Origin of the sequence: Phocaeicola abscessus CCUG 55929, from assembly GCF_000312445.1 — a bacterium.
GTDB classification, from domain to species: Bacteria; Bacteroidota; Bacteroidia; order Bacteroidales; family Bacteroidaceae; genus Phocaeicola; species Phocaeicola abscessus.
Genome location: NZ_HE997185.1, coordinates 242,183 through 257,383, shown reverse-complemented (window position 1 = coordinate 257,383; position 15,201 = coordinate 242,183). Strand labels below are relative to the sequence as shown.

Sequence of the window (15,201 nt, the reverse complement as noted above, 5' to 3'; positions counted from 1 at the left end):
TTGGGGAACCTGTCCGTTGACGTTCCGGATCCCGTCGGATACGTGGGATAACCCGTCGTCGACGTTCCGGACCTCACCGGATACGTTGGGGAACCTGTCCGTCGACGTTCCGGATCCCGTCGGATACGTTGGGGAACCTGTCCGTTGACGTTCCGGATCCCGTCGGATACGTGGGATAACCCGTCGTCGACGTTCCGGACCTCACCGGATACGTTGGGCAACCTCAAATTTGACGTTCGGGACGTATCCGGATAGGTTATACAACCTGTCCGACGGGATAAACAACCTCGCCGACGGGGTTCGGAACGTATCCGGATAGGTTATACAACCTGTCCGACGGGATAAACAACCTCGCCGGCGGGGTCCGGAACGTATCCGGCCACGTTGTGGGACGTATCCGGCTACGTTATGGGACGTATCCGGACACGTTGCAGGACGTATCGGTGGAAGGGAAGAACTCGTCGGTCGCGTCTTGGATGCGATGTTCTTGGCAGCGATAAACGGTTCCCGGATACCGGCGTACCAAATGCAGGTTATGGGTACTCATGACGATGGCCGATCCTTGTTCGCAGATTGATTGCAGCAATTCCACGATCCTGCTGCTCGTTTCTGCGTCCAAGTTGCCGGTCGGTTCGTCGGCCAGGATGATATCTGGTTTGTTCAGGATAGCCCGTGCGATCACGATTCGTTGCTGTTCGCCCCCCGAGAGTTGGCTGGGCATCTTATAGCCTTTGCCTTCCATCTCGACTTGTTTTAGCACTTCTTCGATCCGCTCGTCGATAAGGGCTTTTTCTTTCCAGCCGGTCGCTTTGAGGACGAATTTCAGGTTATCGCGCACCGTGCGATCGGTCAGGAGTTGAAAGTCTTGGAATACGATGCCCAGTTTCCGTCGCAAGGCGGGGATTTTTTTCCGGCGGATATTCTTCATGTCGTATCCCAACACCCTCGCTTCGCCGTCGACGATTCCGAGTTCGCCGTAGAAGGTTTTCAGCAGGGAGGTTTTTCCGGAGCCCACCTTTCCGATGAGATAGACGAACTCGCCTTTTTTGAGTTCGAGGTTGATATGTTCCAGTACGCAAAATTCTTGCTGGTCGATGCATACCTCTTTGTAACGGATCAGGACGTCGTTTTCATTCATACTGTCAGTGTTTTTTCCAATTCGGTTTGTGACGTTCTTTGAGTTCCCGAGCCAGATCTTCTATGCGGAGCCCTTTGGACGCGAGCAGGACGACGAGGTGATAGAGCAGGTCTGCCCCTTCGTAAACGAGCCTTTCGTCGGTGCCGTTGCAGGCTTCGACGACGGTTTCGACGGCCTCTTCGCCGACTTTCTGCGCTATTTTGTTTATGCCGGAACGAAACAGGCTGGTCGTGTACGATTCCTCGGGCATGGCTTTACGGCGTTCGTCGACGAGGTCTTGCAATGCTTTGAGAAAGAGTACGTCCTGCTCGTTTTTTTCGTTCCAGCAGGTAGCTGCGCCGGTATGACAAACCGGTCCGTCGGGGCGGACTTCTATCAACAGCGTATCGCGGTCGCAGTCGGCTTTCATGCTGACCACATGCAGGAAGTTTCCGCTGGTTTCTCCTTTGGTCCATAGGGTTTTGCGCGTCCGGCTGTAAAAGGTCACCCGGCCTGTCGTCCGCGTCCTTTCGTAGGCTTCTTCGTTCATGAAGCCCAACATCAGTACTTTTTGGGTGTCGATATCTTGTATGATGGCCGGCACGAGGCCGTCCATCTTGTCGAAATTTAATGTTATCTTATCCATTTCGCATAATTATAGTCTCACATTTATTCCCCGACTGCAAAGATACTGTTTTAATTCGGGAATCCGTATCTCTCCGAAATGAAAAACGCTGGCGGCCAACGCCGCATCCGCTTTCCCCGCGGCGAATGCTTCCTCGAAGTGTTCCGGTTTGCCGGCTCCGCCGGATGCGATGACGGGGATCGAAAGCGCGGCGGCGAGTCGAGCCAGCGCTTCGTTGGCAAATCCGTTTTTCACGCCGTCGTGATCCATGCTGGTAAACAGAATTTCTCCGGCACCCCGTTCGTTCGCTTCTTTCGCCCAACCGAACAGGTCTCTGTCGGTTTCGACGCGGCCGCCGTGGAGGAAACATTTCCATTCGCCCTGCCCCGTCTGCTTGGCATCGATGGCTACGACGCACACCTGGGCGCCGAAATGGTTGGCGATCTCGTCGATCAATTGCGGATTTTGTATGGCCGACGAGTTGATTGATACCTTGTCTGCGCCGGCGTTCAGCAATCGTTCCACATCGCTCAGTTCGCGGATGCCTCCACCTACGGTGAAGGGGATGTTGATGCGGGCGGCCACTCGTTCGACCAGTTCGGTGAATGTTTTTCTCCCTTCATGGCTGGCAGTGATGTCCAAGTAGATCAATTCGTCGGCACCCTGTTCGCTGTACGTTTTCCCTAATTCGACGGGGTCGCCGGCGCTGCGCAGATTTACGAAACAGGTTCCTTTGACGGTTTGCCCGTCTTTGATATCCAAACACGGTATGATTCTTTTTGCTAACATGATCGGTCGATGAACGGTTTTAAATCTTTCATTTTTATTTTGCCTTCGTAGAGGGACTTCCCGAAGACGACGGCCGGAATGGCCGCTTCGTCTAAGGCACGAATGTCGTCGACACAGCTTACTCCGCCGCTGGCGATCAGGTGCATGCGGGGAAACTCCTGCCTGATCCCTCTGTACAAGTCCACGGCCGGCCCTTGCAACATGCCGTCTCTGTCGATATCCGTACAGAGGACGTTCTTCACGCCTTCCGCGCAATGATCGTTCAGGAACGGCATCAGCTCGTTTGCGCTTTCTTCTTTCCATCCGTTATAGGCTATTTGACCGTTTTTTACGTCTGCGCCGAGGATCAGTTTCTCCGTACCGTATCGCACGAGCCAACGTTTGAAGAGCGCGGGTTGCTTGACGGCGACGCTTCCTATCGTCACCATCCGGGCTCCGCTTTCGAAGGCGATCCGGATGTCTTCGTCCGTCTTGATGCCGCCGCCGAAATCGATGACGAGCGACGTATGCCCGGCCAACCGGTCGAGAATCCGGTAATTGACGACATGGTGCGAGGCCGCTCCGTCCAGATCGACTACGTGAAGTCTCCGAATGCCGTGGGCTTCGAAGGCTTTGGCCACTTCCAACGGGTTTTCATTGTATACTTTTTTCGTATTGTAATCGCCCTTGGAGAGGCGCACGCATTTCCCCTCGATGATATCTATGGCAGGAATAATCTCAATCATCATCCGTAAATATTATAAATCCAGAAAATTCCGGAGCATGCGCTCTCCCGCCTTTCCGCTCTTTTCCGGATGAAACTGCGTGGCATAGAAGTTGTCCTTGCGAAGAGAGGCGCTGAAGGGCAGTATATAGGTGGTTCGAGCGGTGGTGTACTCGTTCAGCGGAACGTAAAAGCTGTGTACGAAGTATACGAACTCCTCCTCCGGCAGCCCTTTGAAGAGGTCTCCGTTCATTCGGCTAAGCGTATTCCATCCCATGTGTGGCACTTTTTCTGCCGTCGTCGGGCGAAACCTGCGTACGTCCACAGGAAAGATTTTCAGGCAGTCGGCATTTCCTTCTTCCGAGCGATTGCACATCAGCTGCATACCCAGGCATATCCCTAACGTGGGTTGTTTCAGGTCTTTGATCAGTTGATCCAACCTGTTCCGTTTCAGGTATCGCATCGTCGTTTCCGCCTCGCCTACACCGGGGAATATGATTTTGTCGGCTTTGAGCAACACTTCTTTGTCGTCGGTCAGCATTGCATCGACCCCTAAACGCTTTAATGCGAAAGATACGGAATAGACATTGCCTGCATTGTATTTGATGATAGCTACTTGCATGTTAATTTTAAAAAGTGCTGTAAAATTACGATTTATATGACAAAAAGATAGTTATTCTTGGGAAAAATTCATAATCGGAACTCCTGCCTCGAGGCGAGCCGCATCCAGCACTTCCATTACTGTCAATGACTGCTGTAAGAATTTATTCATCGAGCGATTATCTTTTTCCTGGAATATTCGGACAAATTCCATGAATTCGTGCACCATTCGGTTGTCGTATAAATTTTGTCGCTTTTCTTCGGTTTTCCCCTCAGCACACAGCGTATATCCGGTGAATTCGTTCGGTCCTCCCGTAACTTTCAACCAACCCTTTTCGCCTTGTACGGTACAGTATCCCGGACTGGCACTGTCTTTGGCTCCGACACAAACCGCCATGCAGTCGGGATAACGGAGAGTCAGTATCCCCGAGGTATCGATTCGATTATGACCGAGGTTGGCTCCGTAGCGAATCGACTGAGGTTTCCCCAACAGATAGAGCACGAAATTCACATTGTATACGTTGATATCCATCAGTGCTCCGCCGGAAAGATTCGGGTCGAAGACCGGCTCGATTTCACCCTTCAGGTATTGATGATAGCGACTGGAGAGTTGGGAATAGTTGCAATTGATCAGGCGGATCTTTCCCAACTTCGGAAGATCGGACTCGATGGCGCGGATGTTCGGCATGTGGAGTAGCGTAACGGCCTCGAAGAGAAAGAGGTGATTTCTCTCCGCCAGTTCGACCAATTCTTTCGCCTCGCGAAAGGAGGAACAGAAAGGCTTTTCGACGATCACGTTTTTATTGGCCGACAATGCTTCTTTGCAGTATGGATAGTGGGCACTGTTCGTCAGGGCGACGTATACGAAGTCGATATCGGGTTGGCTTAACAGTTCGGTATAGTCCGTGTATACGTGAGGAATACGGTATCGCCGCGCCATGCTTTCCGCCTTTTCCCGGCTGTGCGGACGGCCGTATAGGGTCGTTATCTCGATTTCAGGCACTTGCGACATAGCCGATATGGCTGTGGGAACGATTTTCCCCGTCCCTATGATAGCTATTTTCATTCGGATCGTCTTTTTAGATTGTTTGCTTACAAAATTAGTAATTATTTGGGAGAATATCTGCGTTTTTGACACCTTCTTTTCGATATTTCATAACTTTTCTCTGTTGAGCAGCTTATCGTCATTCCGCCGTTTATCTCCGATACCTCCGTTGCAGTTAAATATGGAATCGTTGCGGTTATTTATATCTTCGTCGATGTTTGATAGCCCGGCAATCTGCCGAGGGAAGGATGGAGAGAGGAAGGCATAGAGAGAGGCTGAGTCGATCTGAACTCAGCCTCTCTCTATGCTCGTGGCGGGGATTATTTTACAAATTTGATGGCGAAGCCGCCTCCGGGAGCCAGGTGAATGGTCAGTTTTTCGCCTGCCTCGACGGTTTTGACAACTTTCTTATAGTCCGTCGCTTTACGGTCGGCGTTAACGCCGTCTTGGAATAGTTCGGCCTTGTAGGTGCCGGACGGGAGGACGGAAGTATCGATGACGATGTCGCGCGCATCCCAATTGTTGATGCCTCCGATGTAGACCGTTTGCCCTTTTCGGCGTTCCGTCACGATATACTTGCCGATTTCACCGTCGAGGTTCCGCGTTTCGTCCCAGGTAGTCGGGATAGCGGTGATAAAATCGGTGCATTCCGGTTCGCGGTTGTAGTTGGTCGGCGTGTCGCAAAGCATGTTGATAGGCGAGTCGAGTACGATGTACAGTCCTAACTGATGGCATCGCGTACCTTGGCTCATCGGTTCGCTATAATTGGGATAATAACCCCTGCGAGTTGTATTCCGCATGGCTCCTTGCGTATAATCCATCGGCCCGCCCGCTTGCCGGATATAAGGGATCTGCGTATCGTACGTAATCTGATCGCACTCTCTCGGACGCCATTTCATTTGTTCGAGACCGTGAACGGCTTCGCAATTCAATACATTGGGATATGTCCGGTTAATGCCTGCGGGTTTGAAGATGCCGTGGTAATCTATCACCAGGTGGTATTTGGCAGCCAGTGCTGCCGCTTGGTAGAGGAATTCGGTCATGACCTGATCGTCGCGGTTCATGAAGTCTACTTTGAATCCTTTGACGCCGAGCTCCGAATAGTGTTTGCACACCTGTTCCATCTCTTTGGCGAATGCCCAATAACCGGCCCACAGCACGATACCCACGTTACGGGTCTTGCCGTAGTCGACCAATTCTTTGATGTCGATTTCCGGAATAACCTGGAAGAGGTCGGCTTGTTTGTTGACCGCCCATCCTTCGTCGAGAATGACGTATTCGATTCCGTGCTTGGAAGCAAAATCGATGTAATACTTATAGGTTTCGTTGTTGATGCCTGCCCGGAAGTCGACACCCTCGAGGTTCCAATCGTTCCACCAATCCCAGGCCACTTTTCCCGGTTTGATCCACGAGGTATCTTCCACGCGCGAAGGCGCGCCGAGGATATAAGTAAGATTATTGTCGGCCAATTCCTTATCGCTTCTGCTGACCATGGCGATGCGCCACGGGAAGGTGCGCGGTCCTTCCACTTTTGCTATATATTGTTCGGCGCTTTCGACAAGCATTTCGAGTTCGTTATGGCCGCCTTGCCGAACTTTTTTCGGATAAGGGGCATGAATGCCTTTCAACGTGTTATTGCCGGAAGCTACCAGATAGAGCCCGGGATAGTTTTCCAAATGGCTTTCGGATAGACAGAGTTTGACTCCTTGTCCTGCATCGACTACTAAAGGAAGGAACGATAGCTTTCCGTGATCGAGTTGAGAGAGAGGGAGGACGTTGTAAATATTTTCAAAGGAGTTGCCGAACTGCGAGGTGAAATCTCCGGATTTCCCAGCATTGACGTAAGAAGCGGTCACCGTAAAATCTGCCGGGAAGCGGTAATCGGCCGTTTCTTCCATGATATGGAACGGTTTCTTGATATTACTGGTAATTCGGTATGCGATGCCGTCGTTATAGGCGCGGAATTCCACCGCCCAATTGTTTTTTAAAGACAGGGTCAATGTATAGCAATTATTTTGCATCGTCGTAGAACGATAGAAAGGAGAGTCGATGGTTTCGTCGATCACGCCTTTCTTGCTGCCCTTTACTGTGACCTGATCGGTCCAGGAAGTGCCATTGTCGACCTTGATCCCGATAGGGGAAGGAGCGAGGATTTCGCGTCCGTCGCATGTAATGGTATAAGTCAATTGTTTATCTGCCGTAACGGTCGCAACCAACCGACCGTCCGGCGAAGTCAGTTGATATTGTTTTTGAGCAAAAACAGTGGTAACCGCCATGACCGAAAGCAGCACCATCCCTGAAATCTTTTTCATATTCATCGCATTTAATGGAGTTTTATTTTTCACAAAAGTAAGACTTTTTTTGTCAATCTTTCCAGTTCTTGGGAATTTTTTATTGTCGCACAATTTTTATCCGCGTTGCCTGTCGTTTGTTCAGTTCATTTTGTAAAACTTCCGAGTTCGATGTTTGAAAGATCGGTCGATCTACGTGGTGCAACCTGTTCGTTAACGTTGGGCAATCTAAAATTTGGCGCTTCGGACGTATCCGTGCAGGATGTAGTCGGAGGAGTTGTTCGTTCTTCCTGATAAACGCCTTCAGCCCTTATTTTGTACTTGCTGTCGTTTCTTATCGAAGAGTTTGTCCACGATCAATGCGATGGCGCCGTCGCCGGTCACGTTGCATGCCGTCCCGAAACTATCCATGGCGATGTATAGAGCGATCATCAATGCCTGTTCGCTTTCGCCGAAACCTAACATCGACTGGAGTACGCCCAATGCCGCCATAATCGCTCCGCCCGGAACGCCGGGCGCCGCTACCATCGTAACGGCTAACATGAAGATGAAGCCGATGAACATGCCGGTCGTATACGGCATCCCTTGCATCAGCATCAATGCTAAGGCACAAGCTGTGATCTTTAACATGCTGCCGGACAGATGAATCGTGGCGCATAGCGGAATAACGAATCCGGCAATTTCTTCGGAGACTCCGTTTTTGGTGGCTTGGGCCAACGTGACAGGAATTGTGGCGGCTGACGATTGCGTTCCTAAAGCAGTGAAATAAGCGGGTAGCATTCTGCTTAACAGTTTAAAAGGATTACGCTTTACAAATAAGGCCGAAATGAAATATTGGAAGAACAACAAAAAGATGTGCATCAGAAAGATGACTCCGATGATCTTCAAGAATACCGTAAGCACGTGATACACTTGTCCTATGTGAGTCATATTCAGGAATATGCCGAAAATGTAAATGGGAAGTAAGGGAAGGATGACCACCTGGATAGTCATGATAATGATGTTCCGAAAATCGTAGCATACGTTTTTCAAAGCATCCGATTTCAAATGGGCGACGCCTAATCCTACGGTGAATGCCAACACCAACGAGGTCATCACCGGTAAGACCGCCGGTATTTTCACATCGAAGAAGGGAGTGACATGGCGAGCCTCGCTGATCTGCTCCAAAGATATGCCGGGAATGATCATGGAAGGGAAAAACGCATCTCCCACGCCGAAGGAGAAGAGCCCCGACAAGACCGTCGCCGTATAAGCGATCAACGCCGTAACCGCCAACATCTTGCCCGCCCCCTTTCCGATATCGGCGATCGCAGGCGTTACCAGCCCCACGATGATCAGCGGGATGATAAATTCGAGGAATTCGCTGAATAACGTATTGAATGTGACAAAAATGCGAACAAACACTTCTGGCAACAAGTTGCCGAACATGATACCTAAAACGATTGCAATGATGATGCGCAAGAGCAATCCTACTTTTATTTTTTTCATATCGTATATCAATCTGTCGTTATCTTTTACACAAGGCCTTGAAGCTGCAATATTTGCAATGATCCGAATTCGTCGTTTGGGTAAAATTTCCTTCGGGACCGAACAGCTCCTTCAATAGCTTCTCCAATAATTTCCTGAAGGTATCTTTATAATCGGCATAATCGTCCACCGCTTTCTTTTCTTTATACGTTCCGATATAAATGTCCGGAGAATACGTTTCGTTCGAAGCCTTTTGGATATAGAGCAGCGAAGGTTTGATCGGCAGGTTCTTTTGGCTCGAAATGATATCCGCGTATAACAAGAGTTGAAAGATATAATTCATCCCCTTCTTTCGCGAATCTTTAAAGACGGTTTCCATGTCGGGAGCGGTACTGTCGTGCCGACCGGTTTTATAATCTACGATCCGAAGAATGCCTGCCTTACTGTCCATTCGGTCGATAATGCCTCCGATACGGATTTTTATCCGCTCTTCGGTTTCCTGCACATCGACCTCGTAGATGCCGCTTACCCGTTGTTCCGCGCCGATATACGTAAAGGGTGCATACCGGGCATCTATTTTCAGCAATTGTTTGATATAGGCCAAGATTACTTCGTAATTGATGAGTTGCAGGCCGTTATACGTTGCCTTTTCATTCGGGCCGATCTTGAAGAATTCTTTCTTGAAAGCGTCGTCTACGTACTTGCGAAGTTTGATATCGTCTTTCAACAACGATTCCAACCGGGCGCGAGTAATCAGATCGGCCCTCTCTTTCAGGTCGTTATAAATGTTCTCGGCTGTTTTATGGAAGATGTTTCCGAAGGTCGGACTGTCGATATCTGCATTCGCTTCGTCGGGCGCTTTCAGGTCTGCGACATACCTGAGATAGAATTTCAATTTGCATTCGATGTAGGCATTCAAAGCGGTCGGGGATAGGAACGCTTCTTTATTGCGATGCATGTCGAAGCGTTTCCGTAAAGTCTCGTTGATGTGACGATCTTTCGGAATGTCGATCGCATCGGTTTGTCGGGGAGATTGTGCCGCTTCCAAGTACAGGCGTTTGATAGGTTGTTTCCCTTCCAGGAGGAACTGAAACATGAATCGGCTCCATTCGCTGCGGTGCATCCCTTCTGTTGTCGTATGGTATAATAACGTAATCTTTTCCGCTCTTTGCAACATCCGGTAGAAGTAGTAGGCATAGACCGCCATTTGGTGTTCGATCGTCGTCAGGCCGAAGGCTTTCCTCAGATGGTAGGGAATGAAAGAACTGTCTCCTCCGGTTTTCGGCAATTCTCCTTCGTTGACAGAGAGCAGAATGAGATGTTTGAAGTCCAGGTTCCGCGTTTCGAGTACTCCCATGATTTGCAAACCGATGGCAGGTTCTCCGTGAAAAGGGATATGCACGGTGGAGAGTACCCGGTTGATCAGTTTGATCAAGGTCTCGGGCTTGACGGTCAATTCCTTGTTCTCGATCAACGTATGGAAACGGTTGATGACGGTATATACTTTAAATAGCGACTCCCGGTATAGCTGATCAAAGGCTGTCTCTCGGGCCGTCGTTCCTTCCTGCGAATCTTGCTTATATATGGTCGTAACCCGTTGCAGGATTTCGTTTAGCCGATGACAAAGCTCCTCGTTGTCGAAACCGATCGGATGAAAGAGGGATTGCAGGAAAGGGTCGGGGCCTAATTCGGCAGGTAGAGGGAAGAAGCGATTTTTCTTTGTCAGATTATAAAATAGCTTTTCGGCTTCGCCGGACAATTGCCGGGTATAGGGGTGTTTTAAAACGGAGGTTACTGACTGATAATCATATCTTCCGGCGTGTCGGTCATATCCGGTTGTGTAAAGCTCCATCAGTGCCTTCATGAAACTGAAGACGGGGGTTTGCGACAAAGGGAAGCCCATCGTGATGTTGATATGCTTTACGGATTCAGGTAAAGCATGCAGCACGGGCTGCAGCAAGGCTTCGTTGCAGAGTATCACGGCGGTTTCCTTTTCTTTTTGGGTGATGTTGCTGTTCAACCAGTCCGACAGGAAGCGAGTTTGCGCGTTCTCTGTCGGCGAAGCGATATAGGTTATATCCTTTTTTTGGGAGAGGTTGTCGAAGCATGTCGTTCGGAATTCTTCCGGGTGGGGGAAATCGATCAAGTTGCGTCGCATGAACGTTCCCGCTTCATGAACGTTCCTGTTTTCTTTCGGATTCTCGGGCACATAATAGACGTCGTAGTCCCAATAGAATAAGGCTTTGCCTTTTTCCTTCAACGTCTTGAACAATTGATGTTCCACCTTGTTCAAGACGTTGAAGCCGATAAAGGCGTATTGTTCATAGGGGAGGTCGATGTTTTCCATGTGCCGGATGACTGCTCTATGGAGCATCCCTTCATAAGCCAGACCTTGTTTTTCCAGTGTCGAACGAAACCCCGCATAAATATCTCCTAAGGAATTCCATATCGATTTGAACTTTTTTTTCAGTTCGGTTTCTTTCTCCAACGAGAAGTTCTTAAAGAATTTACGAATAGCGCTGACTTGCTCTTCGTTCAGGTACGAGATGTCGGCGGTAATCTGGGCCAAGTCTTCCATATTCGAGAACAACCGTCGGGCATCGACCATGTTTTTGTCGACATCGTCAAAGTCGTTGATCAGCAATTCTCCCCAATGGTAAAAATCGTCTAACGATTCCGTGCTTCGGGTTGTTGCCACGTATACCCGATACAACTGACATACCAGCTGTATCCTGTCGCATAATTTGAGATGGATCATGCTTTGGAACAGCTCGCTGATGCTTAGATAGGCGGGCGACCATATCGGCCTGTCCGATTGCAGCGAAAGGTATTCGTTGAAGAACAGCCCGGCACGTTTATTCGGAAAGATGACCGCCGTGCGGACTAAATCTCCTTTTGTTCGTTTATACAAATCGGTTGCAACTTGTTTTAAAAAGCTTTCCATCATCGCCTATGCCGTTTGTTTCACTTCTTCTATGCGATTGTCATAGATATACCAGAGATATCCTTTGATGCGCGAGTACCCCATTTGTTTGAGGAGCGACCTGTATTCGTCGACTTGAAGGTGATACTCTTCTTTTCGGCGTCCGAATTTGAAGTCGACAATGACCACCTCGTCTCCTTTTATCATCACCCGGTCGGGTCGCCGGGTTTGCATTTCGCCGTTCGCATGATACAGGATGGCGCATTCGTTGTAAAGAGTCCATCGGCCGGAATACCAATCCTGCACCTTTGGATTTCCCAATGCATATTCCGTCAATCTCCGCACTCTCTTTTCTTGGGCGTCGGATTCGATGACGCCTTCGAAGCGTAGCCGGTCGATCGCCTGGTCGATATCGTCCTTCGTACGGATGGAAGAGAAGACCTGGTGCATCAGTCGTCCTTCCGTCACATAGGCTTCCGTCGTCGATTTTTCTCCGCGTATGAACTCGGCGGATTGATTGGATTGCCTGAATTCGATAGGGCTGTCGTACGATTGCAGACGGATCGTTTCGGCTTTCGGTTCTATCAGTAATTTATTGGTTGTCGTCAGTTTTTTCTTGGGAGGAGGAGGCATGATGCTTCCCCATTCATAGATGAGGGGAGAGTTTTCCGAACGGATGTTTATAGGGTTGTCCTGATCGGTTACCATGAGGTGTATCGCATCTTCGATCCATTGCGATACCGTCTGTTTTCGTCCCGTTCCTGCGTAGATGAAGAGATTGTTTTTCGCTCTGGTAAAGGCGACGTACAGCAGGTTGAGGTTGTCCACCCATAATTGTCGCTGTTCTTCCATATAATCTTTTTGGTAAATAGATTCTTTCATTCTGGACGAATATTCCACGGGCAGGATACTCAATTCGTTATACGGCTTTTCGGTTGGTTCCACCCAAACGATATTTCCGTTTTTCACATCGGTTTCTTTGTTCCAGTCGCAGAAAGGCAATAAAACCGTCTGAAACTCTAATCCTTTCGAGCTGTGAACGGATAAAATCCGAATTCCTTCCACTTCGCCCGAAGGGATTGTCTTTGTATGTAATTCTTCTTCCCAGTATTGGAGAAATCCCGACAGTTCGGACGAATTTTCCTGAACGTATTGCACGACATGGTCATAAAAGGCGCAGAGGTAAGCGTCTTGTCGCTTTATCTCTTTCATATCGAAGAGCTTGAATAGTTTTTCGAACAGCTCGTACAACGGCATCGATCGCAAGTTATCCGCTTGCGCAAGGAAAGCTTCCGGCAGATAAGGCTCGAGTTTATCCGACAACAGGCGGCTCATGCCGATGGTATTGTGCAATACCTCTTTTTGATAATCGATGGCCAATTGGACTTTTGATATTTTATCTTCCGGCTGAGAGAGCACACGCAGAGCGCAGATCAGCATTTGGACGGTCGAGGAAGAATCGAGCTGGAAAGCCTCGTCCGATACGATCTTATAAGGGGTATGCTTATCGAAATAGTCGGCTATGAGGGGAATGTATTTTTTCTTTCTGACCAAGATCGCCATCTCTTTCAATCCGATGCCTTTCGCTTTCAACTCTTCTACCGTATCGGTCAGTGCTTTGCAGGTTTTCGCCTCGTAATCTTCGTTATCCGACAGGGTGATCCGGACGAAACCTTCTTCGGGATACTTGAATCGTTCTTGTCTGACGTCTCTGTATGCTTCTTTTAGGATGGGATCGTCCTTGTTGACCAAGTCTAAAACCGTTTGAAAGAACCGGTTGTTGAATTTGATAATGTTGCCTGCGCTCCGACGGTTCACGGTTAGCGCCCGTTCCGCGATGGGGAAAGAGTCTAATCGGTCCTTGAGTCCGTTTAATATTCGCCAATCGCCGTTCCGCCAGCGATAGATGGACTGTTTCGCATCGCCCACGATGAAGCTTTCGGCGCCTTCGGCCAAACCGTTGAGGAGAAGGAATTTGAAATTGTTCCATTGCATACGGGAAGTATCCTGAAACTCGTCGATCATGATATGCTTCAAGTTGACTCCCAACTTTTCGAAAATGAAGGGAGAGTCTTCGTTCGCAACGAATCTGCGTAACAAGGCATTGGTGTCGGAGAGGAGGAAACGGTTTTTACGCTTGTTTTCCTCATGGACCGCTTCGTCGATCGAGGAAAGCAGCTGCAGACAGTTCACATACTTCAACGATAACGTGCACGAGTTGATGATCCTTACGTCGTTCGGGCGCGCCTGTTCGGCTTTTTCCAACAGAGGCAGGAGCGTGGTCGAGGCCAGGTGTACGATTTCATCATAGCGTCCGGATGCCTTTGTCGCCCACTTCTTCGGATCTGCCAAATGATTTTCGACCGTCGTGTTTCGCAGCTCTTTACTGAAATCCGACGCTTTCAGCTTATTGAAATAACTGCAAATGCCTCGATGTTTTCCGGAGAAATCATCCGGCGTCAGACGATGTATGTCGAGGATATTGAAGAATTCGTCGGCCAGGTCGGTCAATTCCCGTCGGGCCGTGTCCTTGAGCTCGCCAAGTGTTTGCTTGTAATGTCGGAGATAGTCGGTACGGTTCTCTATTTCGGTCCGGAGCGTTTCTCCTTTTTCGATGTATACCTCGTCGAATATGTTCGTGCCGAAGGCTTTGATCTCGTCCGATACGTTCCAGCGTTTGTCGTCGTCGATACGTTCCAGGATATAGTCGCGGATCCATCCCAACATCTTTTTGTCCTCATCGAGTTTGTTGATAAGTTCGTCGACCGCATCGCTGAGAGGTTTTGTCTGATCCAGTTCGATAGTGAGATTGGCACCGAGATTTAATTCTCTTGCAAGATGCCTGACGATCGATTGGAAGAACGAGTCGATGGTTTCGATACGGAAGTGATCATAATCGTGGATAAGGTATTGCAGTGCCTTTGCTGCGTGGGCGCGAACGGTGCTGGCGGGCAGATTCGTTTCTTTCAGAAGCTGATGGAGGTAGGCCTCCGATTCTTTGTCGGCCACGGCGATGCCGTAGAGTTGGCTGAGGATACGTTCTTTCATTTCCGCGGTGGCTTTATTGGTGAAGGTTACGGCCAATATTTCGCGATAGGCCTTCGGTTTGAAGATTAATAATTTCATGTATTCGACAGCCAGCGTGAAGGTTTTTCCCGAACCTGCCGACGCCTTGTACACAAGTAAATTAGCTCCCATGCTCCATCTGTTTGTTACTTTTCGGGTAAAGATACGACCTAAATTTCAAATCCCATAGAAAATTATCGGTAAAAGATTGACTGACGGATTTGTTTGTGTGGAAGATATGCTATCTTTGCAATCGTTAATTTGGGAACTAACGAATAAAGAAAAAGAGATAATGGAAACGTACGACATTCTGTTCAAGGATTCGCGGGAGGTGGTGGAAAAGGGATTTAATATAAAAGATAAGGAGAAGGCCATTCGAATGGCTATCGATATGCTGACCGGGCGTAAGGGATTGGTAGAGCAGTTTTTGGGCGGAACGATTTCGGTTATTGTGAAACAGACCCGAGAGGTAATCTGGTCTCGGCCCATTCCCAACGCATAGAGAAGTGCGCGCCGTCGGCAGGAAGCCCGATTTTCGCGGCTGCAATCCATCCGTTCCATGCTTATAAAAATNT

11 protein-coding genes are annotated in these 15,201 nt (G+C 49.1%); 1 reads left to right on the top strand and 10 read right to left on the bottom strand.

Translation table 11 applies throughout. The annotated features are described in order from the left end of the window. Window positions 1–406: 406 nt before the first annotated feature. The 10 genes from BN102_RS09085 to BN102_RS09040 all read right to left on the bottom strand — a co-directional run bounded on the left by BN102_RS09085 (window position 407) and on the right by BN102_RS09040 (window position 14,758). Window positions 407–1,138 (bottom strand): cell division ATP-binding protein FtsE, encoded by a 732-nt coding sequence (locus BN102_RS09085; RefSeq protein WP_019208828.1) that lies wholly within the window; start codon window positions 1,136–1,138, stop codon window positions 407–409. Between the two features lie 4 nt (window positions 1,139–1,142). Then, entirely contained in the window at window positions 1,143–1,754 is a 612-nt protein-coding gene (hisIE, locus tag BN102_RS09080) for a bifunctional phosphoribosyl-AMP cyclohydrolase/phosphoribosyl-ATP diphosphatase HisIE (protein ID WP_035455857.1), read from the bottom strand. Between the two features lie 18 nt (window positions 1,755–1,772). Next, on the bottom strand, window positions 1,773–2,531 hold the full coding sequence (gene hisF / locus BN102_RS09075; protein ID WP_019208826.1) for an imidazole glycerol phosphate synthase subunit HisF: 759 nt from the start codon (window positions 2,529–2,531) through the stop codon (window positions 1,773–1,775). Beyond that, window positions 2,525–3,256, bottom strand: coding sequence for a 1-(5-phosphoribosyl)-5-[(5-phosphoribosylamino)methylideneamino]imidazole-4-carboxamide isomerase (gene hisA / locus BN102_RS09070; protein ID WP_035455860.1), 732 nt, complete (start codon window positions 3,254–3,256; stop codon window positions 2,525–2,527). The genes hisF and hisA overlap by 7 nt, the downstream gene beginning before the upstream one ends. A gap of 12 nt (window positions 3,257–3,268) precedes the next feature. After that, window positions 3,269–3,856, bottom strand: a complete 588-nt coding sequence (gene hisH / locus BN102_RS09065) for an imidazole glycerol phosphate synthase subunit HisH (protein WP_019208824.1) — start codon at window positions 3,854–3,856, stop codon at window positions 3,269–3,271. Between the two features lie 51 nt (window positions 3,857–3,907). Further along, the gene (locus BN102_RS09060; protein WP_019208823.1) at window positions 3,908–4,900 is read right to left on the bottom strand and encodes a Gfo/Idh/MocA family protein; all 993 of its coding nucleotides are present in this window, start codon (window positions 4,898–4,900) and stop codon (window positions 3,908–3,910) included. Between the two features lie 299 nt (window positions 4,901–5,199). Continuing rightward, window positions 5,200–7,191, bottom strand: a complete 1,992-nt coding sequence (locus BN102_RS09055; protein ID WP_036787924.1) for a retaining alpha-galactosidase — start codon at window positions 7,189–7,191, stop codon at window positions 5,200–5,202. A gap of 282 nt (window positions 7,192–7,473) precedes the next feature. After that, entirely contained in the window at window positions 7,474–8,658 is a 1,185-nt protein-coding gene (locus tag BN102_RS09050; protein ID WP_019208821.1) for a dicarboxylate/amino acid:cation symporter, read from the bottom strand. Window positions 8,659–8,677: 19 nt separating this feature from the next. After that, window positions 8,678–11,581, bottom strand: coding sequence for a PD-(D/E)XK nuclease family protein (locus BN102_RS09045; RefSeq protein WP_019208820.1), 2,904 nt, complete (start codon window positions 11,579–11,581; stop codon window positions 8,678–8,680). Window positions 11,582–11,587: 6 nt separating this feature from the next. Beyond that, window positions 11,588–14,758: a UvrD-helicase domain-containing protein gene (locus tag BN102_RS09040; RefSeq protein WP_019208819.1), complete on the bottom strand. Its 3,171-nt coding sequence runs from the start codon at window positions 14,756–14,758 to the stop codon at window positions 11,588–11,590. Between the two features lie 160 nt (window positions 14,759–14,918). Between BN102_RS09040 and BN102_RS09035 the strand changes: the two genes are divergently transcribed. Continuing rightward, window positions 14,919–15,128 (top strand): hypothetical protein, encoded by a 210-nt coding sequence (locus BN102_RS09035; RefSeq protein ID WP_021311287.1) that lies wholly within the window; start codon window positions 14,919–14,921, stop codon window positions 15,126–15,128. The last annotated feature ends 73 nt before the right edge of the window (window positions 15,129–15,201 follow it).

Bases quoted from the DNA above. Each gene is read 5' to 3' on its own strand.
- hisA (WP_035455860.1), bottom strand. From the start codon at position 3,256: ATGATTGAGATTATTCCTGCCATAGATATCATCGAGGGGAAATGCGTG.
- BN102_RS09060 (WP_019208823.1), bottom strand. From the start codon at position 4,900: ATGAAAATAGCTATCATAGGGACGGGGAAAATCGTTCCCACAGCCATA.
- hisF (WP_019208826.1), bottom strand. From the start codon at position 2,531: ATGTTAGCAAAAAGAATCATACCGTGTTTGGATATCAAAGACGGGCAA.
- hisH (WP_019208824.1), bottom strand. From the start codon at position 3,856: ATGCAAGTAGCTATCATCAAATACAATGCAGGCAATGTCTATTCCGTA.
- BN102_RS09055 (WP_036787924.1), bottom strand. From the start codon at position 7,191: ATGAAAAAGATTTCAGGGATGGTGCTGCTTTCGGTCATGGCGGTTACC.
- BN102_RS09035 (WP_021311287.1), top strand. From the start codon at position 14,919: ATGGAAACGTACGACATTCTGTTCAAGGATTCGCGGGAGGTGGTGGAA.
- BN102_RS09040 (WP_019208819.1), bottom strand. From the start codon at position 14,758: ATGGGAGCTAATTTACTTGTGTACAAGGCGTCGGCAGGTTCGGGAAAA.
- BN102_RS09085 (WP_019208828.1), bottom strand. From the start codon at position 1,138: ATGAATGAAAACGACGTCCTGATCCGTTACAAAGAGGTATGCATCGAC.
- BN102_RS09050 (WP_019208821.1), bottom strand. From the start codon at position 8,658: ATGAAAAAAATAAAAGTAGGATTGCTCTTGCGCATCATCATTGCAATC.
- BN102_RS09045 (WP_019208820.1), bottom strand. From the start codon at position 11,581: ATGGAAAGCTTTTTAAAACAAGTTGCAACCGATTTGTATAAACGAACA.